At 71.3% G+C, this 21,319-nt stretch carries 21 protein-coding genes; 6 read left to right on the top strand and 15 right to left on the bottom strand.

Translation table 11 applies throughout. The features are described 5' to 3' along the window. The first annotated feature begins 25 nt into the window (after nt 1–25). Nucleotides 26–1,282, top strand: coding sequence for an amidohydrolase family protein (locus FRCN3DRAFT_RS0223370; RefSeq protein WP_007511200.1), 1,257 nt, complete (start codon nt 26–28; stop codon nt 1,280–1,282). Between the two features lie 115 nt (nt 1,283–1,397). On the opposite strand, the gene FRCN3DRAFT_RS0223365 is transcribed toward FRCN3DRAFT_RS0223370, so the two are convergent. Both FRCN3DRAFT_RS0223365 and FRCN3DRAFT_RS49755 read right to left on the bottom strand, forming a co-directional pair. Beyond that, entirely contained in the window at nt 1,398–1,979 is a 582-nt protein-coding gene (locus tag FRCN3DRAFT_RS0223365) for a YdeI/OmpD-associated family protein (protein WP_007511201.1), read from the bottom strand. A gap of 101 nt (nt 1,980–2,080) precedes the next feature. Continuing rightward, entirely contained in the window at nt 2,081–2,773 is a 693-nt protein-coding gene (locus FRCN3DRAFT_RS49755; protein ID WP_007511203.1) for a winged helix-turn-helix transcriptional regulator, read from the bottom strand. 53 nt (nt 2,774–2,826) lie between these two features. Here FRCN3DRAFT_RS49755 and FRCN3DRAFT_RS45835 point away from each other — a divergent pair, with 53 nt between their 5' ends. Beyond that, nucleotides 2,827–4,176: a 4Fe-4S binding protein gene (locus tag FRCN3DRAFT_RS45835; RefSeq protein WP_007511204.1), complete on the top strand. Its 1,350-nt coding sequence runs from the start codon at nt 2,827–2,829 to the stop codon at nt 4,174–4,176. A 13-nt stretch (nt 4,177–4,189) separates the two neighbouring features. On the opposite strand, the gene FRCN3DRAFT_RS0223350 is transcribed toward FRCN3DRAFT_RS45835, so the two are convergent. From FRCN3DRAFT_RS0223350 to FRCN3DRAFT_RS0223320, 7 genes are all read right to left on the bottom strand, one after another. Next, a complete protein-coding gene (locus tag FRCN3DRAFT_RS0223350; protein ID WP_007511205.1) occupies nt 4,190–4,957 on the bottom strand; it encodes a MerR family transcriptional regulator in 768 nt (255 codons plus the stop codon). 79 nt (nt 4,958–5,036) lie between these two features. Next, nucleotides 5,037–5,831: an ABC transporter permease gene (locus tag FRCN3DRAFT_RS0223345; RefSeq protein WP_007511206.1), complete on the bottom strand. Its 795-nt coding sequence runs from the start codon at nt 5,829–5,831 to the stop codon at nt 5,037–5,039. After that, nucleotides 5,828–6,784 (bottom strand): ABC transporter ATP-binding protein, encoded by a 957-nt coding sequence (locus FRCN3DRAFT_RS0223340; RefSeq protein ID WP_007511207.1) that lies wholly within the window; start codon nt 6,782–6,784, stop codon nt 5,828–5,830. The genes FRCN3DRAFT_RS0223345 and FRCN3DRAFT_RS0223340 overlap by 4 nt, the downstream gene beginning before the upstream one ends. A gap of 204 nt (nt 6,785–6,988) precedes the next feature. Continuing rightward, nucleotides 6,989–7,822: a TauD/TfdA dioxygenase family protein gene (locus FRCN3DRAFT_RS0223335; protein WP_007511208.1), complete on the bottom strand. Its 834-nt coding sequence runs from the start codon at nt 7,820–7,822 to the stop codon at nt 6,989–6,991. Between the two features lie 58 nt (nt 7,823–7,880). Continuing rightward, on the bottom strand, nt 7,881–8,477 hold the full coding sequence (locus FRCN3DRAFT_RS0223330; RefSeq protein WP_007511209.1) for a carboxymuconolactone decarboxylase family protein: 597 nt from the start codon (nt 8,475–8,477) through the stop codon (nt 7,881–7,883). A 67-nt stretch (nt 8,478–8,544) separates the two neighbouring features. Then, a complete protein-coding gene (locus FRCN3DRAFT_RS0223325; RefSeq protein WP_007511210.1) occupies nt 8,545–9,075 on the bottom strand; it encodes a nuclear transport factor 2 family protein in 531 nt (176 codons plus the stop codon). Continuing rightward, nucleotides 9,072–10,313, bottom strand: a complete 1,242-nt coding sequence (locus FRCN3DRAFT_RS0223320; RefSeq protein ID WP_007511211.1) for an amidohydrolase family protein — start codon at nt 10,311–10,313, stop codon at nt 9,072–9,074. Before FRCN3DRAFT_RS0223320 ends, FRCN3DRAFT_RS0223325 begins: the two co-directional genes overlap by 4 nt. Nucleotides 10,314–10,437: 124 nt before the next feature. On the opposite strand from FRCN3DRAFT_RS0223320, the gene FRCN3DRAFT_RS0223315 reads away from it, so the two are divergent. The 4 genes from FRCN3DRAFT_RS0223315 to FRCN3DRAFT_RS0223300 all read left to right on the top strand — a co-directional run bounded on the left by FRCN3DRAFT_RS0223315 (nt 10,438) and on the right by FRCN3DRAFT_RS0223300 (nt 13,393). After that, a complete protein-coding gene (locus FRCN3DRAFT_RS0223315) occupies nt 10,438–11,052 on the top strand; it encodes a TetR/AcrR family transcriptional regulator (protein ID WP_007511213.1) in 615 nt (204 codons plus the stop codon). 169 nt (nt 11,053–11,221) lie between these two features. Beyond that, nucleotides 11,222–11,815 carry a TetR/AcrR family transcriptional regulator gene (locus FRCN3DRAFT_RS0223310; RefSeq protein ID WP_007511214.1) on the top strand — a complete coding sequence of 198 codons (594 nt, stop codon included), beginning with the start codon at nt 11,222–11,224 and terminating at the stop codon, nt 11,813–11,815. Nucleotides 11,816–11,882: 67 nt separating this feature from the next. After that, entirely contained in the window at nt 11,883–12,251 is a 369-nt protein-coding gene (locus FRCN3DRAFT_RS0223305) for an EthD domain-containing protein (RefSeq protein WP_007511216.1), read from the top strand. Between the two features lie 119 nt (nt 12,252–12,370). Beyond that, nucleotides 12,371–13,393 carry an LLM class flavin-dependent oxidoreductase gene (locus FRCN3DRAFT_RS0223300; RefSeq protein WP_007511218.1) on the top strand — a complete coding sequence of 341 codons (1,023 nt, stop codon included), beginning with the start codon at nt 12,371–12,373 and terminating at the stop codon, nt 13,391–13,393. 37 nt (nt 13,394–13,430) lie between these two features. Here FRCN3DRAFT_RS0223300 and FRCN3DRAFT_RS45830 read toward each other — a convergent pair whose 3' ends face one another. From FRCN3DRAFT_RS45830 to FRCN3DRAFT_RS0223270, 6 genes are all read right to left on the bottom strand, one after another. Next, nucleotides 13,431–15,155 (bottom strand): GGDEF domain-containing protein, encoded by a 1,725-nt coding sequence (locus FRCN3DRAFT_RS45830; RefSeq protein WP_007511220.1) that lies wholly within the window; start codon nt 15,153–15,155, stop codon nt 13,431–13,433. 168 nt (nt 15,156–15,323) lie between these two features. Beyond that, nucleotides 15,324–16,028, bottom strand: a complete 705-nt coding sequence (locus FRCN3DRAFT_RS0223290; protein ID WP_007511222.1) for an L-ribulose-5-phosphate 4-epimerase — start codon at nt 16,026–16,028, stop codon at nt 15,324–15,326. Continuing rightward, nucleotides 16,025–17,887 (bottom strand): ribulokinase, encoded by a 1,863-nt coding sequence (gene araB, locus FRCN3DRAFT_RS45825; RefSeq protein ID WP_007511224.1) that lies wholly within the window; start codon nt 17,885–17,887, stop codon nt 16,025–16,027. The genes FRCN3DRAFT_RS0223290 and araB overlap by 4 nt, the downstream gene beginning before the upstream one ends. Before the next feature lie 47 nt (nt 17,888–17,934). Continuing rightward, complete coding sequence (araA, locus tag FRCN3DRAFT_RS0223280; protein ID WP_007511226.1) at nt 17,935–19,467, bottom strand: L-arabinose isomerase; 1,533 nt, start codon at nt 19,465–19,467, stop codon at nt 17,935–17,937. Nucleotides 19,468–19,622: 155 nt separating this feature from the next. Next, on the bottom strand, nt 19,623–20,714 hold the full coding sequence (locus FRCN3DRAFT_RS0223275) for a LacI family DNA-binding transcriptional regulator (RefSeq protein WP_232794119.1): 1,092 nt from the start codon (nt 20,712–20,714) through the stop codon (nt 19,623–19,625). A gap of 164 nt (nt 20,715–20,878) precedes the next feature. Further along, on the bottom strand, nt 20,879–21,310 hold the full coding sequence (locus FRCN3DRAFT_RS0223270) for a MaoC/PaaZ C-terminal domain-containing protein (RefSeq protein WP_007511231.1): 432 nt from the start codon (nt 21,308–21,310) through the stop codon (nt 20,879–20,881). Nucleotides 21,311–21,319: the final 9 nt, after the last annotated feature.

The raw sequence follows: 21,319 nt of genomic DNA, 5'->3' as shown, positions 1-21,319 counted from the left end.
CAGCAGGCCCGGCAGGAGGAGGAGCATGAACATCGACGATATGATCTTGGTGAGCATCGACGACCATGTGGTCGAGCCGCCGGACATGTTCAAGAACCATGTGCCGGCGAAGTGGGCCGGCCTGGCGCCCCATGTGGAGACCGACGACAAGGGCGTGGACCGGTGGATCTACCAGGGCCGGGTCACCGGGGTCAGCGGCCTCAACGCGGTCGTCTCCTGGCCGGCGCAGGAGTGGGGGCGCGACCCGGCGGGATTCGCCGAGATGCGCCCCGGGGTCTACGACATCCATGACCGGGTGCGGGACATGGATCGCAACGGCATCCTCGCGTCGATGTGCTTCCCGACGTTCGCCGGGTTCAGCGCCGGCCACCTCAACCATTTCCGGGACCCCCAGACGGTGGTGATGATCCAGGCATACAACGACTGGCACATCGACGAGTGGGCGGGCACCTACCCCGGCCGGTTCATCCCGTTGGCGCTGCTGCCGACCTGGGACCCGGGGCTGATGGTCGACGAGATCCGCCGGGTCGCCGCCAAGGGCTGCCGCGCCGTCACCATGCCCGAGCAGCCCCACCTGGAAGGGCTGCCGAGCTACCACGACATCGACTACTGGGGGCCGGTCTTCGAGGCCCTGTCCGACACCGGCATGGTGATGTGCCTGCACATCGGCACGGGCTTCGGTGCCATCAAGGGCGCGCCGGACGCGCCGATCGACAACCTGATCATCCTGGCCTGCCAGATCTCGGCGCTCGTGGCGCAGGACCTGCTGTGGGGTCCGGCGATGCGCTCCTATCCGGACCTGAAGTTCGCCTTCTCCGAGGGCGGCATCGGCTGGATCCCGTTCTACCTGGACCGCTGCGACCGCCATTACACGAACCAGCGCTGGCTGCGCCGGGACTTCGGCGGAAGGCTGCCGAGCGAGATCTTCCGCGAGCACTCGCTGGCCTGCTACGTGACCGACCCCACCTCGCTCCGGCTGCGCCGCGAGATCGGGATCGACATCATCGCCTGGGAGTGCGACTACCCGCACGCCGACTCGATCTGGCCCAACGCTCCGGAGTTCGTCCTCGCCGAGCTGGCGGACGTTGGTGCGACGGACGAGGAGATCGACAAGATCACCTGGCGGAACGCCTGCCGGTTCTTCGGCTGGGATCCGTTCGCCGTGGTGCCGAAGGAGCGGGGGACCGTGGGCGCACTGCGGGCGACGTCGACCGACGTCGATACCACCATCCGCTCCCGCAAGGAGTGGGCGCGGCGCTACGCCGAACGACAGGCCAGCTGAACCAGGCGGACCACCGTCATGCCGCCGGGCCCGTTCTCCGAGTCCGTCCTTCGGGCCCGGCGGCACGACCGTCCAGGCGGCGCCGGCAGGCTCCCGGCCGGGCCGGCTGGCCTGATCACTGCGGGTGCGGGGTCTCGCCGCGTTCGAGCATCCCGACGAGTTTCGCGAGCCGGTTCGCCCGGCTCGACGGGCTCGGCGCCGTCATGATGCGGTGGATGACCGAGTATCGGTTCTGGCTGTTCAGCCGCGCGAAGAGCGCCGCGGCGGCCGAGGATGCCGCCAGCGCCGCGGCGAGGTCCTCCGGAACCTGCGCCGTCGCGGAACCGGCGTAGGCGCGCGCCCAGCGCCCGTCCGCCTTCGCGCGGTCGATCTCGGCCTGGCCGCGCGGGCGCATCCGCCCCTCGGCGATCAGCCCGGCCACCAGGTCGATGTTCCGCCGCGACCAGAGCGACGCCCGGCGGCGCGGGCTGAACCGCTGCCGGAACGTCGCGGCGTCGAAGGCCCTGCGCTGCCCGTCGATCCACCCACTGCACAACGCCTCGTCGAGCGCCTGGTCGTAGCTCAGCGAGGTCGGCGAGACCGTGCCCTTCTTCGCCAGGAGCAGCCAGACGCCGTCGAAGGTGTCCTCGTGCCCGTCGAGCCACGCCCGCCAGGCCGCGGCATCCGCGACGACGAGAACCTCCGGCTCCTCGCCCATGGCGGCACCCCCCTCACCCGGTCATCGGGAACGTCCCTGTCGGCCGGACATTACCTGCGCCGAACGGCGTGGATCGATCAGCTGGGGGAGATCAGCCGCGCTTAGGCTGGCGATGCCGCCGCGCGCGGGAGGGGCGGGAAGACGGCGATCGCGCCGAGGAATCTGCTGATCTCCTGCTCGCGGCCCTCGACGCGCACGCCTGGGTGACCCGCGGCGCGCGTCGACGGGAGCGTGGCGAAGTAGTTGGCCAGGTCGCGCCTGGTGCCGAGCAGCTCGACGTCCGGATGCGGATCCGCTCGGGCCTCCAGCATCCACCGGCCACCGCGCCCGCTGATCGTGTACGTGTCGTCGTGGTCGAGGGTCCGGACCACCCAGGTGGCCGGGCCGACGTCGAGCTGCTCGCGGTCCAGGACGAGGCGCACGGAGTTGAGCAGGTGCTCGGGATGGGTCGGTTCGCCCGGCGCGGGCGGGGCCGCGAGATGGCGCAGGCCCCACAGGGCGAGTTCGTCCAGCGAAGGCGCGAGGTCGTGGCCGGCCGGGGTGAGGCTGTACCAGACCTCGCGCCGGCCGGGCTCCCGGTCCACGCAGACGAGTCGCTCCGATTCGAGATCACGCAGCCGCTGCGTCAGCGTCCGCGGTGTGATGCCGCCAAGCCGGTCCATCAGGTCGGTGAAGCGTTTCGGGCCGGTCAGCAGGTCGCGTACGACGAGCAGGGCCCAGCGATCTCCCAGCCGCTCGAGAGTCTTGGCGAGCATGCAGAAGTGCGCGTACGCGGAGCGCGGCGTGGTCGGCACCCGTCGAGCCTACCCTCTCGTGGAGATACTATATCTACGATACTATTCGCGGCATGGTGAACGAGACCCGACGGATCTTCCGGGGCACCGACGAGGCTGAGGCCGCCCGCCGTGTGTACGAGGCATCGCTGTCCTCACCGCCTCGTCCCGACCGCGTCGAGGCCGGCTGGCTGCGCGAGCTGTGCCTGCGGGCCGGTGCCGCCGATGTCGGATTCGTGGACGTCGGCCGGGCCGGCCTGGGCGGGGAGAACGACAACGCCCGCCGGCTCATGCCCACCGTCCGGTCGCTGATCTGCCTCGTCGGGATCTCCAACCGGGACGCGATCCGATCGACCTCGCGCGCCACGGCCAACAAAGCCTGGCATCGCACCGGCGACAAGCTCGAAAGCGCCGCCGCGCGCATCTGCGAGGAACTGGCCGAGGCCGGCGTCCGCGCGATCCCCACCAACATGGGATTCCCGATGGACGTGCAGGTCCCACCCGGCCAGGCCAGCTGGGCCATCGCGCACAAGATCGTGGCCGTCGAGGCGGGGATGGGCCACATGGGCATCAACCGCAACATCATCCATCCGAAGTTCGGAAACTTCGTACTGCTCGACACCATCCTGATCGACGCGGAGATCGACGCCTACGGCCAGCCGCTGGACTACAACCCGTGCCTGGGCTGCAACCTGTGCGTCGCGGCCTGCCCGGTCGGGGCGATCAGCAACGTCGGGGACTTCGACTTCTTCGCCTGCCTCGGACACAACTACCGCGAGTTCCCGATCAGCGCGACCGACTGGGTCGACGCCGTGGCCGCCGGGGACGCCAGCGCCTACCGCGCGAAGTTCCGCGAGGACGAGACCCTGTCGATGCTGCAGTCCCTGGCGTTCGAGCCGAACTACAAGTCGGCTTACTGCATGGCGGTGTGCCCGGCCGGCGAGGACGTCATCGGCCCCTATCTGGCCGACAAGGCACGCCACCGCGACGACGTGCTGCTCCCGCTGCGTCAGCACCCCGAACCGGTCTACGTGCAGTCCGGCAGCCACGCCGAGAAGACGGCGGCCCGCAACCCGGCCAAACGCGTGCGTTACCTCGACTTCAAACCCGACGTCTCCACCGTCGCCAACTTCGCCCTCGGCCTCCGGCATATGTTCACGCCGAGCGCATCTCTGCCGGACGGGCTTCGGGTCGAGTTTCGTTTCCCCGACGGCACCCTGCTCGCCACCGTCAGGGACCAACGACTCACGACGGGATCGGCCGACGACCTGCCCGTGGACGCGACCGTGGTCTGCGACGAGCTCGACTACATCAGGATCCTGCACCGCCCGATCGCCGGCCGCCCCACCTACACCGAACCGGACAGGTACACCGTCAAAGGCGATCCGGCCGCATTCCAACGCCTGCTGGCGTCTCTTACCTGACCCGGACGCTCGATCAGGTCGGATGGATCCGCTCGAACTTGGTCCAGCCCCGCCAGCCGCGTTCCTCGAGCAGTTCCATGAGCCGACGGGCGATCGGCACGGAGTCGAGGAAGAAAGAGTCGAGGAGGTCCGCGAGCTCGTCGGTGATCTCCTGGTCGTGGTCCGCCCATTCCTCGATACCGGCGTCCTCGAGAGAGGCGACGAGCCGGTCGGCCACAGCGGCCAACCGCGGGTCGTCCACCCCCCAGTCGATCATCGCGACGAGATCCCAGTAGAGTTCGACCGTCGCCGGATTGTCGAGCTCCTGCTGCTTCAGCTTCATGTAGAGCGACATGTGCTGCGGGAGCTGGGCGGCCACCAGGATCCAGCCATCCCGCTCGCCCTCGATCATCCGCTCCGGCAGTCCTAGCTTGCGCAGCCGGTCGAGGTACGCCACGGCCTCCGGCGGCAGGGCCAGGCTGTCCCCGGCTGCCAGCTGCGCGATCCGCTCGCGGTGTCGTTGCCGCTCCCTGATCTCCGCGCGCAGGCGCCGGTCGATGTCGGCGACCGCGGCGTTGAACTCCGCCTCGCCCGCGGTCAGGAGCTCGCGGACGCGCGCGAGCGGCACGCCGGCCTCGGCGAGCGTACGGATCTTGATGAGCTCGACGACGGCGCGGGCGTCGTAGCGCCGGTAGCCGGAGCGGTCGCGCTCCGGCTCCGGCAGGAGGCCCTTGGCGTGATAGTGCCGCACCGCGCGCACGGTGACGCCGGCGTACGACGCCAGCTGGCTGATCGTGAGCACCGCGCCAGTCTCCTAGAGGCAAAAGGGCGTGCGAAAATGATCTTCTTCGCACGCCCGGCGGCCGTCGTCCCCGGGATCATTATTTCGCGGGTACGCGCAGGAACAGCCGGCGTGACCAGAGGTAGCCGAGCAGCGAGATCAGGACGCACCAGCCGATCGCGAACCACAGGTCGGAGTTCGTGTGCGCGCCCGTGACGAGTGCGCGGAGAGTGTCGATCATCGGGGTGAACGGCTGGTGCTCCGCGAACTGCCGCAACCCGGCCGGCATCGCGTCGGTCGGCACGAAGCTGCTGCTGATGAACGGCAGGATCATCAGGAACAGCGGGGTGTTGCTGGCCGTCTCGACGCTGTCCGCCGCCAGGCCCATGCCGACGGTCAGCCAGGTGAGCGAGAACGAGATGAGGATCAGCAGCCCGATCGCACCGAGCCAGCCGAGCGGGCCGGCGTCGGAGCGGAACCCGAGGAGAAACGCGAACGCCGACACGATCACCACGGCGATTCCGGTCCTGATGACGGCGCCCAGCACGTGGCCGGTGAGCACCGACACCCGGGCGATGTTCATGGTGCGGAACCGGGCGATGATCCCGGTGGTCATGTCGGACGCGGTCGAGATCGCGGTGCCGAGCGCGACGCTGGCGACGGTCATGAACAGGATGCCTGGCGTGATGAAGACGAGGTAGTCGCCGCGGTCCCCGCCGCCCTCCTGGCCCGGCAGGCCGGCGCCCAGGGTCCCGCCGAACACGTACACGAACAGCAGCAGGAACAGGATCGGCTGCGCGATCAGCATGATCGACAACGAGGGATAGCGGCGGATGTGCAGCAGGTTGCGCCGCAGCATCGTCGCCGAGTCACGGACGGTGTAGGTGGTGCTCATGCGGGGATCTCCTCGGATGCGGATGCCTTGGCCGCGCGGCCGGTGAGCGCGAGGAACACGTCGTCGAGGTCTGCGGACCCGACCGTCAGGCCGGCGACGCCGTCGTCGTCCAGGCCGTCGAGCACGCGGCGCAGCCCGGCGATGCTGCCGTCGTTCGGCACCTGCAGGGTGAGTGCCTCGGCATCGATGGTGGCCTCCGGGTGTGCCGCCGCCGCCGCGGCCAGCCCCGCGGCGTCGGTGAACTGCACCGACACATGCCCGCCGGGCACCCGCCGCTTCAGCTGGGCGGCCGTGCCCTCGGCGACCAGGCGGCCCCGGTCGAGGACCCCGATCCGGTCGGCCAGCTGGTCGGCCTCCTCGAGGTACTGCGTCGTCAGCAGCACCGTCACGCCGTCGGCGACCTGCTCGCGCACGATCGCCCACAGTTCACGACGGCTGCGCGGGTCGAGGCCGGCGGTCGGCTCGTCGAGGAAGATCAGCCGGGGCCGGGCGATGAGCGTCATCGCCAGGTCGAGGCGCCGCTTCATGCCGCCGGAGTAGGTCTGCGCCCGCCGGTCGGCCGCGTCGACGAGGTCGAAGCGCTTCAGCAGCACGGTCACGGCGGTGGTCGCGGTCGCCCGGTCCAGGTGCGCCAGGTCGGCCATCAGCCGCAGGTTCTCGCGGCCCGTGAGCAGCGCGTCGATCGCCGAGAACTGCCCGGTGACACCGATCGCGGCGCGCACCCCGGCGGGCTCGCGTCGCACGTCGAAGCCGGCGACGCGGATCTCGCCGTCATCGGGGGCCAGCAAGGTGGAGAGGATGTTGACGATGGTCGTCTTGCCGGCGCCGTTGGGCCCGAGGAGCGCGTAGACGGTGCCCCTCGGGACGGTCAGGTCGACGCCGTCCAGCACGGCGTGGTCGCCGTAGGACTTGGTGAGTCCGGAGACCTCGATCGCGGGGGTGGTAGTGGTCATGCCGCCATGCTGGGACCCTGACGCAGGGTCAAGGTCAAGCCGCTGCCGGCAGGGGATTTCCGGGGCAGCTCGATGAGATGTTGGGTCGGACGCACACCAGTACGTGGCCAAGGTCGAGCGGCGCCCCGTGGCGGCGGCTGCTGGGCGCCTCGCGATGCGACGGCGCGGGTCGGCCGGCCCCGGTCGAGGCGCGGCCGGGCCGTTTCAGGCGACGGTTTCCTCGCCGACGAGGGTGGTGCGGTGCATCAGGCGGCGGGAGGCGGCGGTGTAGGGCTGGGCGCGGTGCAGGATTCCGGTGTTGTCCCAGATGACGAGGTCGCCGCGTGACCACTGGTGGCGCAGCGAGAACCGGGGCTGGGTCGCCCAGTCGAGCAGCCGGTCGAGCAGGGCGCGGCTCTCGTCCGAGGCCAGGCCGACGACGTGGTCGGCGGTCGTGCCGACGAGCAGCGACTTGCGGCCGTTGCGCCGCGTCCAGACCAGTGGATGCTCTCGGGAGGGCACCTTGTCCCAGCTGGCGCGGATCCTGTCGGAGGCGTCCGGGTTGATCAGCCGCTGTGTGGCCGCGAAGCTGTGCACCACCCGTAGCTCGGCGAACCGGGCCTTGTCGTCGTCGGGGAGCCCGTCGTAGGCGGCGTAGAGGCTGGCGAACTCGGTGTCGCCGCCCTCGGTGGCGACCTCCAGTGCGGTCAGCAGGGTCGCCTTCTGGGGTACCGGGTCGTTGGCGCCGTCGATGTGCCAGTAGAAGGTGCCGGTCCGGTAGGCGGCCAGGGTGCTCTGCGCCGGGTCGAGGGAGATCGCGGAGACCTCGGGGAAGTCCTGCTGGCCGCCCATCGGGGCGACGACGACCTCGCCGAGCATCCGGGACAGCGCGACGAGGTCGGCGTCGCCGATGTGTGCCTCGCGGTAGATGACGACGCCATGTTCGTCGAGGTACTTGCGGGTGTCGGCGGCGACCGTCGGGTCCGCCAGCTGGTGGCCGGCGAGTCCGGTGATCTGGACGCCGACCTCGGCGCTGATCGGGCTGACGGTGACGGACATCGGTGACTCCCGTCGGATCGGATCGGATCGGGCGCGGGTGGTGTGGTTGGCGGCGCTGTTATGTGGCTGGCGACTGGCGCCGGGAAATGGCGTCGCGCAGGTCGTCGTCGATCTCGATGCCGCAGGAGGCGAACATGTAGGCGAGCGTCTCGTACGCGCCGACCGTGAAGATCACGTCCAGGAGCTGCTTGATCTCGAGCTTGTCGGCAAGCATGGCCCAGCTGGCGTCACCGATCTTGCCGTCACTGATCAGCTCGTCGGCCGCGCGCAGCAGCGCCGCGTCCAGCGGGTCCCACAGCGGGGCGTCCGGGCCGAGCGCGATCCGCTGGATCTCCTCGTCGGACAGGCCCTCGTCGCGCGCGATGAACGTGTGCTGCAGCCACTCGTAGCCCGTCCCGCGCAGCGCCGCGACCCGCAGCACGATCAGCTCCCGCTGCCGGCCGGACAGCGTGCTCGTCGACATGAGGTGGCCGTTGAACGTGTAGAACGCCCGCGCCAACGTGGTGTGGTGAGCGAAGGTCCCGAGCGTGTTCAGGGCCTTCGAACGACCCTCGGCGGACAGCTTCCGGGGCGTGCCCGGGGGCTCCAGCGCGGCCAGAATCTGCCGCATCTCCGTAGGCCACTGCCTGGGCCGGAGCGGCTCGATACGTGCCATGGAATGGTCCCTTTGTCGGTGATCGTCTGGCAGGGAGCCAGCCGGCGGTGCTCCTACGGTCGCTGCCCTACGGTTGGACGCCCGGCGTGGCGATCGCCGGGCAGGTGTGCTCGGCCGGGTGGTAGCCGTCGTGCCAGCCGTCGGTCCCGAGAAGGTGCAGCTTTCGTTCGTGCAGCCGCCAGCCGTCGGCCGTCCGCACGGCGACGTCGTGGTAGTAGCCCCAGACCTGGGGGGTCTTCCCAGCTCTCGTGAGGTGCCAGGCGTACACCGACGTCCGGACGGTGGCGCGGTCGTCGGTGTCGAACACGATCAGCACGTTGGCGTTGTGATGACTGGTCGCGACAAACCCGTAGTCGACGCCATCGCGGACCGCGCTGTCGAGCAGGGCCCGGTACTCGCGGCGCCCGTGGATCACGGGCGCGGAGCCGGGGCCGTAGTCGATGACGCAGTCCTCGGTGAACAGCGCCGCCAGTTCGTCGTTCAGCTTGTGGTCGACGCAGTAGGAGTAGCGGCGGACGAGATCGCCGATGGCGTCCTTGTCGAGCAGCCGGCGCAGCGCCCGGCGGTCGTCTCCGACACCGTCGTCGGAGGAGCTCATACGGAGACCGGGGCTTCGAGTCCGAAGAGCTTGGCGGTGGTCCCGCCGAGGATCGCCGCCCGGTCCGCCGCGCTGACGCCGCGGAACTGCTCGGCGATGACCTCCCGGGTGCGGCGGAAGGTGCCTTCCGGGTGCGGGTAGTCGACGCCCCACACGAGGGTGGATACGCCGGTGATGTGCCGGCAGGCCAGCGCGATCGGGTCCTCCTGGAACGACACGTGGATCTGGCGCTGGACGTACTCGCTGGGCCGCAGCGGATAGGGCCACCGCTCGTTGAGCTTGAACACCTGAGCCATACCGGTCTGGGCGTCCTCCGGACGATCGTCGTCCCACACGCCGACCCAGAAGTCCCGGTCCTGGCCGATGCCCAGCGTCCAGGCCTTGTCCATCGCGGCCATGAACGACACGAGCCAGTTCGCGTTGAACTCGACCAGCACGAAATGCAGATCTCCGAACCGCTCGGTCACACCACCACCGACGAGCGAGGCGATGATCTGCTGGGGCGCGAGTGACTGCTGGGTCGCGGCGAACACGATGCGGTCGACGACGAGATCGTCGGTGAGTTCCTGGCTCTGCGCCGCCACCGTCATCATGAGGCCCCGAAGCGTCGGCGACGCCTTCCGGCTCACCTTCACCCCGCCGGTAGCGACATGGAACGTCACGGTCATGCCGTTCGCCTGGGCCGCCGCCCACACCCGGTCCAGCTCCCGCGAGTGATAGGGGATCGGGGACACCGCCGGCAGGAGGATCGCCCGCAGGCCGAGTCCGGCCGCACGCTCGATCTCGATGACCGCGTCGTCGACGTTGGTCATCGGAATGGGTGCCGTCGGCGCGATCCGCGCGCGGTGAGCGGCGAACGTCTCGGCGACGTAGTCGTTGTAGACGCGGGCGTGTGCCATCGACAGCTCGTGATCGTCCGAGTACAGGCCGAAGAACGACAGGTTCGGGTGCATCACCTGCGCGCGGACACCCTCGCTGTCCATGTCGTCGAGGATCCGGTCGGGCTGGCCGGTGTTGGGCGAGCCATCGAAATGGGGGTAGGCGGAGTTCGTCCAGCCCTCGAACCCGGGTGTGTGCAGCTTCCGGAAATGGGTGCGCCCGTCCTCGCCAAGCGGCGCGATCGTCAGGTCCTCCTCCCAGACGGCGCGATCCCGCAGGTGCTTCGGGAGCCGGGTCAGGAAGAGATCGGGTGGCTCGACGATGTGCCCGTCCACAGAAACGAGGAGCTCTTCCGTCACGGTGGGTCCCTACGCTCTCGACGGGGCGGCCCGCGGGCAGCCCGGGAAGGTGAAACTCGGTGTCACGCTAGCGACCGAGATTCACAAGTGCAAGCCAGGTTCAGGCCAGGGATAGGATCGCCCGGTGAACGGTGCGACTAGGACGACCACGCGGGACGTGCCCCGGACGACCGCGCGGGACGTGGCCCGCAACGCGGTGCGGGCGATGCTGGCGGAAGTGGCCCTGGACCTGTTCCGCCGTGATGGTTTCGACAACGTCACCATCAACGACATCGCCGCCGCGGCCGGCGTGTCCCGCAGCACCGTCCTGCGCCACTTCGGCACCAAGGAGGACGCCGTCCTGGGCGCCCTCGACGCCCACGGCGCGCAGGTCGCCGACGCCCTGCGCGCCCGCCCGCCCGCCGAGAGCGACTGGGTCGCGCTGCGCCGCGCGCTGGACATCATCGTGGAGATCTACCGCCAGGACCCCGCGGCCGCCCTCGCGACGACTCATCTCGTCCTGGCCACGCCCGCGCTGCACACCCGCCAGTGGGAGAAGCAGCACAGCTGGCGCCCCGCCCTGACCAGGGCACTCGCCGAGCGCGGCGCATCTCCGCTAGCAGGGGTCGTCACGCACTCCGTACGAGCCGCCGCCGCCCTGGACTGCCTCAACATCGCGATTGCGCACTGGGCGAGATCCGGCAACACCCTCGACCTCGCCGCCCTGCTGGACGAAGCCTTCGCGGCCCTCGGACCGTGACCGGCCGTCGGCCGGGGACGCCGTGCATCGCGGATCTCGAACCTCGGATGGCGCCGCGGCCTCGACGGCGCCGGGCGGTTCCGGACCGGCGGTACGGTTAGCGTGCTACGATCCGGACCGGTGGTCCGATCCGGTGGGGCGGACTCGCGGCCGGGTGGGAGGCGCGCTGGTGACCGTCGTGACGGAGAGGGCTGACGCCGCCCGCAACCGGGAGGCGATCCTGGTGGCGGCGGCCGAGCTGTTCGACCGCGCGGGCGTCGAGACGGTGTCGATGAACGACATCGCCGAGGCGGCGGGCGTCGGCAAGGGCACCCTCTTCCGCCGGTTCAGCAGTCGTACCGCCCTGATCGAGGCCGTCCTGACCCGCCGCGCCACGGCCTTGCTGCGGCGCGAGCACGACACACCGCCGTCCGGACCTGGGATCGAGCCCGTCGCGGCCTTGCGGGCCTACCTGGACAGCCTGCTGGACTTCGTCTGGGAGAACCGGTCTCTCATCCGGGCGCTCGACCAGAGCGGGCCGAACGTGTTCTACGAGAACCTGGCCAGCCAGCACTGGATCGGCGAACTGACCCGGCTGGTCGCCGCCGCGCGTCCCGGCGAGGACGCGGACTATCTCGCCCACATCCTGTACACGGCGATGCGGGCCGACGCCGTCGACTACCTCCATACCGCCCGCGGCATGTCGCTCGACCGGATTCGTGCCGGGCTGCATGCCGTCGCCGTGGACTCGGCCTCGGCCGCCGCCGTACCTGTCGTCGGCTGACCTCTCTCCGCGCTCTCCGCCACCAGGTCGCCACCCGGCGACCGGTCCGACCCGAAGGGGAACCGCCGTGATCAAAGTGATCATGCTGTTGAAGCGGAAGCCCGGGCTTTCCCTGGCCGACTTCGTCGACCACTACGAGAACGTCCACGTCCCGTTGGTCGAGAAACTCGCCACCAGGGCCACGCATTACGAACGGCACTTCCTGCACCCGATGGGTGACCTCGTCGCCGGCGGGGAACCGCTGGAGCCGGAGTACGACGTCGTCACGGAGATCTGGTACGACGACATGGCGGCGTTCACCGCCGAGCAGCGCGACGCCCGTCAACAGCCGGACCTGGTCGCCGCCGTCATCGCGGACGAGAAGGTCCTGTTCGACCGGGCCAGGACCCGCGTCGCCTTCGCCGAGGACCGGGTCTCCAACCTCACGACCACCTAGCCGGCGGCGGAATGCTGGAAATGGTTTCGGAGGCCCGTGCCGCGGGACGCGCGTATACCGACGTGGGCGGAGGCGGCCGGTGACCCGGGCGGCCAGATCCGCCGGAGATGAGCATCGACATGGCTGACCCAGACCTGGCTGATCTCGAGGTGTCCTGCGGGCTGCCGCCGGGGCCCGACTTCGCCGACCTGGCCGTGCTGGCCGAACAGCTCGGCTACCGCCGGGTGTGGATCTATGATTCGGCGCCGCTGTGGGAGGACCCGTTCGTCCACCTCGCGCTCGCGGCGGAGCGGACCAGCCGGATCGGCCTGGGTACGGCGGTGCTCGTCCCCGGCGAGCGGTCGGTGATGGCGATGGCGTCGGCCGTCGCCGCGATCGCCCGCATCTCCGACGGGCGGTTCCGGGCCTGCTTCGGAACCGGCTTCACCTCGCGGGTCGCCGCCGGCCAGCGCCCCATGAAACTGGACGCCCTCGCCGACTACGTCACCGCGCTGCGGCAGCTGTTGGCGGGTGGGACCGCGGTCGCTGACGGCAGGCCGGTCCGGATGCTGCACGCGCCGGGTCTCACCGGCACCCGGCCGCTGGAGGTGCCGATCTGGCTCAGCGTCTTCGGCCCGAAGGGCGCCGCCCTCGCCACCGAGGTGGCCGACGGCATCATCGGCCCGCCGCACCCCACCCTCCCCACCGCGACGATCATGTCCGGCACGGTGCTCGACCCGGGCGAGGACGCGGGTTCGGACCGGGTTCGGGAGGCCGTCGGGCCGTGGCGCGTTGTCGACTGGCACAACGCCTACGCCCAGGGCGGCGCCGCGGCCGTCGACGCGCTGCCCGGCGGCCAGGCCTGGCGGGAGGCGCTCGAGGCGCTCGCCCCGGACGGCGAGCGCCACCTGCTGACCTTCGAGGGACACGTCACCCACCTGCCCGACCGCGACCGCGCGCTGCTCGAGAACATCGACGTCCGCACCTTCGTCGGCGACCCCGAACGCATCCGGCGCGGCCTCGCGCGCATGGCCGGCTTCGGCTTCCGCGAGGTCGTCTACACCCCGACCGGACCCGACGTGACGCGCGAGTTGACCGCCTTCGCCACAGCTGCCAAGGCAGTCGAAACTGGGATCGGGGCCGCCGTCCCAACCCCAATGTGACCTGCCTTGATGAGTGGTCCCGGCCGGTGCGGCCCGGTCAGCGGGGATCCCGAGACCGTCGGCGGCCAGGTGCGCCGCGCGGTTCGGTGGTGTCGTTCGGTTTGGCGGCGGGCGCGGCGTGGGTCCGGGGGTCGTAGGTGACGCAGCGTCCGGGGCCGCCGTGCTTGGCCTCGTACATGGCCATGTCGGCGGCGTTGAGCAGGTCCTCGGCGTCGGTGAGGTCGGGATCTGACAGCGCGATCCCGACGCTGCCCTTGATCTGGACCGTGCGGCGTAGCGTGACCGGCTCGGCCAGCGCGGCGAGGATGCGGTTGCCGATGGCGCGCAGGTCGTCCAGGTCGGTGTCCTCGCACAGCACGGCGAACTCGTCGCCGGCGAGCCGGCCGACGACGTCACCGGGCCGGACCACGTAGCGGAGCCGGTCGGCGACCGCGCGCAGCAGTGCGTCGCCGGCCTGGTGCCCGAGGGTGTCGTTGACGGACTTGAACCCGTCCAGGTCGAGGAACAGGACCCCGACGGCGCGTCGGTCGGCGCGGGCGCGCCGCAGGCCGCGTCCCAGTCGGTCCAGGAGCGCCGCCCGGTTGGCCAGACCGGTGAGTGAGTCATGCCAGGCGCGGTAGCGGGCGTCGTCCTCGGCCCGGATCCGGATCACCGCGGCGCCGACGACCGCGGCGACCGCCCGGATGAACGCGATGCTGTCCGGGTTGAAGCCACCGGCGTGCCGGCGGACGACGAGGGTCGCGACGGGCGCGTCCGCTCGGCCGACCGGCACTCGTACGACCGATGGGGTGACGCGGGCGGCACATCCGTCCGGTCCCTTGGCCGTCGGCGCCACGGCCTGGTCGACCGGACCCGCGCCAGGCGTTTGCCGCTCGGGTTCCCAGTGGCGTCGCAAGGTGACGTCGTCGGCCGGGAGCCGGTCGAGGAGGGTCCGTGCGGCGTCCTCGCACAGCTTTTCCTCGTCGGCGCTTTCCAGCGCGGACTGCGCCAGGTCCGCCAGGGCTGTCTGGCGTGCGGTCCGCAGGCGCTGGGTGGCGGCCGACCGCTCGCGTTCGGTGACGTCGTTGACGATGCCGGCGACCGCCGGCCCTGATACGGCGGCGCCTCCGGCGGAGGTGCCCGGCATGGGGTCGAGGTAGATGTCGTACCACCGGCCCTGGGACTCGACCACGTCGTGCGCGTGTTCGCCGCGCATCGCCCGGCGGAGCAACGCCAGGACCGCTGGCTGGTCGGCGAAGGTCTCGTAGACGCTGGATGCCGCCGCCTGCCGCAGCGCTGTCGCCGGTGGTTGGGTGGCCGCGCCGCCGCTGACCAGCACGCGGCCCTCGTGATCGAGGAGGAAGATCGAGACCGGCATGTGGTCGACCACCAGCTGTAGCTGCAGATTGGTCGAGACGAGCTGCGTGATGTCCAGAAGTTGAGTGACGAAGCACGGGATGCCGTTCGCGGCGGCGATGGGCCCGGATGCCAGCACATGAATGACCCTGCCGTCCGGTCGGACGAACCGGACGATTCGAGTTCGATCTTCCTTCCTGTCCGCTTCACCTCTGCGGACGGCCTCGTTGAGTTCGTCCAGCTGGGTCGGGTCCACCAACTGGTGCCAGGGCCTACCGACGACCGTGGCCTCGTGCCGGCCGAGCAGCTCGCAGGCCGCCGCGTTGATCTGATGCACGAGGCCGTCGTCGACGCCGGAGACGATCAGACCTGTCTGGACGAGGCCGAACAGCCCCGCAGGACCCGAGGGACCATCGCGTCTGGTCACGGGCGTCGCCTCCCGCCGATGGTCCGACGGCCAGCCGTCCCCCAGAGATGCGCCGGGGCCACGGTGTATCTCCGTACCCCCGGACGAGAGCGCAAATCGGTCACCTTGTGCAGTCATCCTGCGTCGCGCGCGATTCGGCGTGTGGCGCGACGGCCGCGGAGGACCTGGTCAGGGGGACGCGATCGGCTGGTCGTGCTGGCCGTAGGCGTTCTGGTAGCGGTGGTAGAACCGGTCGATGAGGTCGGGCGGGATCGGCTTCGGGATGCCGAGCTGATGGGCGAAGTGGACGCTGCGGGCGACGTCCTCGCACATGACCGCCGCCTTGACGGCCGCGCGGGCGGTCGGGCCGATGGTGAACACGCCGTGGTTGGCCAGGAGCACCGCCGGGGAGCGGTGCCCGTCGAGGGTGGCGACGATGCCACGGCCGATGGAGTCGTCGCCGATCGCGGTGAGCGGGCCGACCGGGATGGGCCCGCCGAACTCGTCGGCCATGGCGGACAGCACGCACGGGATGGGTTCGTGGCGGGCGGCCCAGGCGCAGGCGTAGGGGGAGTGGGTGTGCACGACGCCGCCCACGTCCGGGCGGTGCCGGTAGACGTAGGCGTGCGCGGCGGTGTCGCTGGACGGGCTGAGGCTGCCCGCCACCACGGTGCCGTACAGGTCGCAGACGACCATCTTCTGCGCCGTCAGCTCGGTGTAGTCGACCCCGGAGGGCTTGATCACCAGGACCTCCCGGCCGTGCGCGTCGCGGGCGCGGGCCGAGACGTTGCCGGAGGTCCAGGCGACGAGGCCGTTGTCGACGAGGGACAGGTGCAGGTCGACGAGCTGGTCGCGTGCCTCGTCGACGGCGGGCCAGGGCGCCTGGTTGGTCATCGTGGGTCTCCGGTCGCGCTGGTCGGGTGTGGGCTGGCCGCCGTCGTCGCGATCGTGCGCGCGAGCGGTGCCGGATCGGGGAACGCCGGATCGGGGAACGCCGGATCGTCCGCCGGCGGCCTCGCGAAGCCGCGCCGGGCCTCGCCGCCCGGGGCCTCGCCGCGCGAGGCCGCGGCACGCAGGGCCTCGTCGCGCAGGGCACGCAGGCGGTGCAGCACACCGCCCGTTCCGGCGGTGGTGGCGCCGAAGTAGTCGTGCAGCGCGCGGTATTCGTCGTAGAGGCGGGTGTAGGCGGCGTGCCGGGCCGGGTCCGGGAGGTAGGCGTCGCGGTCCACCCGGCTCATGGCGGCCGCGGCGGCGGGCACGTCCGGATAGGCGCCGGCCGCGACGGCGGCGTGGATGGCGGAGCCGAGCGCCGGGGCCTGGCTGGTCGCGGCGACGTGGATCGGGTAGCCGAGGACGTCGGCGTAGAGCCGCATGAGGGTGGCGTTCTGGACCAGTCCGCCGGCGGCGTAGAACTCCCGGACGGGCACGCCGGCGTCGCGGAAGGCGTCGAGGATCCGGCGGGTGCCGAACGCGGTGGCTTCCAGCAGCGCGCGGTAGACGTGCTCGGGGCGGGTCGCCAGCGTCAGGCCGACGATCACCCCGGACAGCGTGTGGTCGACGAGGACCGACCGGTTGCCGTTCATCCAGTCCAGAGCGAGCAGCCCGTGGCTACCGACCGGGTCGATGGCGGTCAGCTCGGTGAGGTACTGGTGCAGGGACTCACCGGCGGCCCGGGCAGCGAGGCGGTAGGAGTCGGGGACGTGGTGCTCCGCCCACCAGGCGAAGATGTCGCCGACGCCGGACTGGCCGGCCTCGTAGCCGTAGCGGCCCGCGATGATGCCGCCGTCGACGACGCCGCACATGCCGGGCACGTCGGCGAGCGTGTCCGCGGACATGACGTGGCAGGTGGAGGTGCCCATCACCGCGAGCATGTGCCCGGGCTCGGTGACCCCGACCGCGGGAGCGCTGACGTGGGCGTCCACGTTGCCGGCCGCGACGACGGTGCCGGCGGCCAGACCGGTCCACCCGGCGGCGCGGGCCGTCAGGCTCCCGGCCGGGGCGCCGAGCGGAAGCAGCGCGGTCGACAGGCGCGTGTCCGGGTAGTCGGCGAACGCGGGATCGAGCGCGGCGAGGAAGTCCCGGCTGGGGTAGGCGCCGTCCTGGAATATCCCCTTGTACCCGGCGGCGCAGGTGTTGCGGGTCTCCGTCCCGGTGAGCTGCCAGACGATCCAGTCGGCCGCCTCGATCCAGCGCTCGGTGGCGGCGTAGACCTCGGGGTCCTCCTCGAGGACCTGCAGCGCCTTGGCCACCTGCCACTCGCTGGAGATCTTCCCGCCGTACCGGGCGATCCAGGGCTCGCCGCGCTCGTGGGCGAGGGCGTTGACCCGGTCGGCGTGTGGCTGGGCCGCGTGGTGCTTCCAGAGCTTCGGCCAGGCGTGCGGCCGGCCGGCATAGTCCGGCAGCTCGCACAGCGGCGTGCCGTCCGCGGTCGTCGGAAGCACGGTGCAGGCGGTGAAGTCGGTGCCGATGCCGAGCACCTCGGCCGGGTCCACTCCCGCGTCGCGCACGGCGGCGGGGACGGCGCTGGCGAGGACGGCGATCCAGTCGCGCGGGTTCTGCAGCGCCCAGTCCGGCGGCAGCTCCCGGCCGCCCGGAAGCCGGCGCTCGATCACGCCGTCGGGGTAGACGTGCACGGAGGTCGCCAGCTCGTGTCCGTCGCGGACCCGGATCACGCTGGCGCGCCCGGACAGCGTGCCGAAGTCGATGCCGACGACGTACGCGTCCCGGAGTGCGGGATCGGGAGTGGCGGTCATGGCGCTCCTCGCGCGGATGGGCCGGGTGGGGATGGGCCGGGTACCGGCTAGCGGCGGCGGTCGAGGCTGAAGTAGAGGTCGTTCAGCCGCAGGTCGGCGCCGAAGGAGCGGACGGTGGTCTCGGCGTCGATGAGCGCGAGCTCGACGCCGGTCATGCCGGCGAACATGTCCAGCATGTCGACGTCCACGGCGGTGGACAGGACGGTGTGGTGCGGGCCGCCGGCAGTCAGCCAGCATTCGGCGGAGGTCGGCAGGTCCGGCCGCGGGGCCCACACCGCGCAGGCGACCGGAAGCCTCGGCAGCTCGTGGTCGGGCTCGACGACGTCGATGGTGTTGGCCACGAGCCGGAACCGGCCGCCGAGGTCGCAGATCCCCACCACGAGGCCCGGTCCGGGTGCGGCGGTGAACCGGAGCCGGACGGGATCCTGGCGCCCGCCGATGCTCAGCGGGTGGATCTCGGCCGTGGGGCGGGCCGCCGAGATCGTGGGGCAGACCTCCAGCATGTGGGCGCCGAGGATGCGCTGTGGCCCAGGGCCGAGGTGGTACGTGTAGTCCTCCATGAAGGAGGTGCCGCCGGGCAGGCCCGCGCCCATGACCTTGACGGCGCGCAGCAGCAGGGCGGTCTTCCAGTCTCCCTCGCCGCCGAAACCGTACCCGTCGGCCATCAGCCGCTGCACCGCCAGGCCGGGGAGCTGGCGCAGCCCGCCGAGATCCTCGAAGTTGGTGGTGAACGCCTGGTAGCCGCCGTCGGTGAGGAACCGGCGCAGCCCGGCCTCGACCCGGGCCGCGTAGCGCAGCGACCCGTGGCGTTCGCCGTCGGCGCGCAGCTCGGGGGCGACGTCGTACTGCTCGTCGTAGACGCCGGTGAGCTCGTCGACCGCGTCGTCGTCGACCGCGTCCACCACGTCGACCAGGTCGTTCACCGAGTGGGTGTTGACGGCGACGCCGAAACGGATCTCGGCCGCCACCTTGTCGCCCTCGGTGACGGCCACGCCGCGCATGTTGTCGCCGAAGCGGACGAGCCGCATCCCGCGCAGGTCGGCGCGGGCGGCCGCGACGCGGGCCCAGCGGCCGACGCGGTGGCGGGTGCGTGGGTCCTCGACATGCCCGACGACCGTCACCCTGGGCAGCCGCAGCCGGGTCTGGATGTAGCCGAACTCCCGGTCGCCATGGGCGGCCTGGTTGAGGTTCATGAAGTCCATGTCGAGGCTGTCCCAGGGCAGCGCCTGGTTGGCCTGCGTGTGCAGGTGCAGCAACGGCTTGTCGAGCGCCTCCAGCCCGCGGATCCACATCTTCGCCGGCGAGAAGGTGTGCATCCAGGCGATCACCCCGACGCACGACGGGTCGACGTTGGCCTGCTGGCAGACGGCGGCGATGGTGTCCGCGTCGGTCAGCACCGGCTGCCAGGTGACCCGCGCCGGGATCGTGCCGTCGCTGGCCAGCCCGTCGGCGATGCGGCGCGACTGCGCCGCGACCTGCTCGAGGGTCTCGGGCCCGTACAGGTGCTGGCTGCCCGTCAGGAACCAGACCGTGGCGCCGGACAGGACGGGCACCGCGTGCTGGAGGGCGGGTAGCGACATGCGGCCTCGTTTCAGTGCGGACGGCGGCATCGGCCCGGGAACGAGCGGTCGGCGCCGCGGCGGCACCAGGGGAGAGTCTGGGCGGCCCGGCCACATTGTTAGCGTTAACAAATCGACCGTCAAGGTGCGAGAGCGGCGCCCGGGGACGGTCGGGTCTACCGGCCGCCGGAACGGCGGGCGACTCCCGCGCGGCGGCGCGGCGCGGCGCGCCCCGGCGGGGCGACGCTCTCCCGCTCGACCAGGCTGGGCGGGATCGGCGCGAGGCGCGGGAGCCCGTCGGGGGAGGGGTCGTCCAGCTGCGCCAGCAACAGGCGCACGGCCTGTTCGGCGACGGCCTCGAAGTCCGGGCGAACGGTCGTCAACGGCGGGCTGACGTAGCCCGCCTCCGGGATGTCGTCGAACCCGACGATGCTCACGTCGCCCGGCACCGACAATCCGGCCTGGCGCAGCGCCTTCATGACGCCCAGCGCGAGGTGGTCGTTGGCGGCGAAGACCGCGCGAGCCTCCGGCATCCGCGCCAGCAGCTGCCCCGCCTCGAAACCGGCGCCCAGCGACCAGTCCGCCGCGAGGACGGGCGGCACCTCGGCGCCGGCGTCGACCAGCGCCTGGCGCCAGCCCACCACGCGCTCCGCGCTGTCGAACCAGTCCGGTGGGCCGGACACGTGCCAGACGGTCTCGTGCCCCGCGGCCAACAGGCACCGCGTCGCCAGGCGGGCCCCCAGCTGCTGGTCGACCGTCACCAGCCGCGACGGGCGGGCCGGGTCGCCGTCGATCACCGCCATCGGCAGGTCGTCCGGGACGTCGTCGAGCGCCTCGTTGGCCGACACCACCGGCGCGATCACCACGATCCCGGCCACGTGCTGGTCCAGCAGCCGGGCGACCGCGTCGGCGATGGATGCCCGGTCGAGCACCGGGACACTGGCGACGCCGACGGCGAACCCGACCCTGCTCACCACCCGCTCGACCGCGGTCAGGATCGAGGTCGGCCCGTAGAGCGCGGTGTTCTGCGCGACGATCCCCACGGTCTGGGACCTTCCGGTGACCAGTGCCCTGGCCGCGCGGTTCGGCCGGTACCCCAGCTGCTCCATCGCCGCGCGCACCCGCAGGCGCGTCTGCTCCCTGACGTTCGGGTGCTCGTTCAGCACCCGCGACACCGTCTGATGTGAGACGCCGGCCAACTGGGCCACGTCCGCCATGCCGGGCGCGCGCCGGGTGAGGACCCGTGCGCCGGCCTCGCCCTCGGGCACCGGCGGCAGAGCCCGTCCCGCGTCCTGTGCCGCCCGATCCGGCCCTCCGGCCAGCTCTCGGGCGGGCTCCCGGACCGGCTCCGCGGGCCTGGATGGCGCGGGCCTGGATGGCCGATTCTGCCCCGACATGTTAGCGCTCACTCTACCGCTGAAGGCGAACGGACTCACTCCCGGGCGGGCAGGGACACGACCGCGTGACCTGGAGAGGTCCCGACTCCGTCCTGGTTGACCACGTTGATGTCCAGGGCTACAAGGTTCTCCCCGTTCTCCTGCTTCTTCCCGGTCACCACGCCGATGGTGGTGAGGACGTCGTTCTTGTGGTTGATCGCCCGGAACTGCATGCCGAGCTCACGGATTTCCGCCTCGTCACCGATCCAGGCCCGCAGCGCGTTGAGCACGTAGGCCCAGCGCAGGTTGCCCATGCCGAACGCCGCGCCCTGCCCGGCCGCCTTCCCCGCCTCGTCGTCCATGTGGACGTAGAAGAACTCGTCGTTGACGGCCGCGAACCGGTTCCAGTTCATGACGTCGGTCCTGCGCTGGAACGCCGGGATCTCCTGGCCGACCTCGACGTCCTCGAAGTAGACGTTGTGCGCCATCTCATCGGT

The sequence above is a fragment of the Pseudofrankia saprophytica genome (assembly GCF_000235425.2).
In the GTDB taxonomy this organism is placed as follows: domain Bacteria; phylum Actinomycetota; class Actinomycetes; order Frankiales; family Frankiaceae; genus Pseudofrankia; species Pseudofrankia saprophytica.
Note: the sequence above shows the minus strand (reverse complement) of the source record. Positions and strands in the feature narration are given on the sequence as shown.

Excerpts from the sequence above, each read along its gene's own strand:
- FRCN3DRAFT_RS0223370 (WP_007511200.1), top strand. The coding sequence starts at position 26 with ATGAACATCGACGATATGATCTTGGTGAGCATCGACGACCATGTGGTC.
- FRCN3DRAFT_RS0223365 (WP_007511201.1), bottom strand. The coding sequence starts at position 1,979 with ATGGGCGAGGAGCCGGAGGTTCTCGTCGTCGCGGATGCCGCGGCCTGG.
- FRCN3DRAFT_RS45835 (WP_007511204.1), top strand. The coding sequence starts at position 2,827 with ATGGTGAACGAGACCCGACGGATCTTCCGGGGCACCGACGAGGCTGAG.
- FRCN3DRAFT_RS0223345 (WP_007511206.1), bottom strand. The coding sequence starts at position 5,831 with ATGAGCACCACCTACACCGTCCGTGACTCGGCGACGATGCTGCGGCGC.
- FRCN3DRAFT_RS0223340 (WP_007511207.1), bottom strand. The coding sequence starts at position 6,784 with ATGACCACTACCACCCCCGCGATCGAGGTCTCCGGACTCACCAAGTCC.
- FRCN3DRAFT_RS0223335 (WP_007511208.1), bottom strand. The coding sequence starts at position 7,822 with ATGTCCGTCACCGTCAGCCCGATCAGCGCCGAGGTCGGCGTCCAGATC.
- FRCN3DRAFT_RS0223330 (WP_007511209.1), bottom strand. The coding sequence starts at position 8,477 with ATGGCACGTATCGAGCCGCTCCGGCCCAGGCAGTGGCCTACGGAGATG.
- FRCN3DRAFT_RS0223325 (WP_007511210.1), bottom strand. The coding sequence starts at position 9,075 with ATGAGCTCCTCCGACGACGGTGTCGGAGACGACCGCCGGGCGCTGCGC.
- FRCN3DRAFT_RS0223300 (WP_007511218.1), top strand. The coding sequence starts at position 12,371 with ATGGCTGACCCAGACCTGGCTGATCTCGAGGTGTCCTGCGGGCTGCCG.
- FRCN3DRAFT_RS0223290 (WP_007511222.1), bottom strand. The coding sequence starts at position 16,028 with ATGACCAACCAGGCGCCCTGGCCCGCCGTCGACGAGGCACGCGACCAG.
- araB (WP_007511224.1), bottom strand. The coding sequence starts at position 17,887 with ATGACCGCCACTCCCGATCCCGCACTCCGGGACGCGTACGTCGTCGGC.
- araA (WP_007511226.1), bottom strand. The coding sequence starts at position 19,467 with ATGTCGCTACCCGCCCTCCAGCACGCGGTGCCCGTCCTGTCCGGCGCC.
- FRCN3DRAFT_RS0223270 (WP_007511231.1), bottom strand. The coding sequence starts at position 21,310 with ATGGCGCACAACGTCTACTTCGAGGACGTCGAGGTCGGCCAGGAGATC.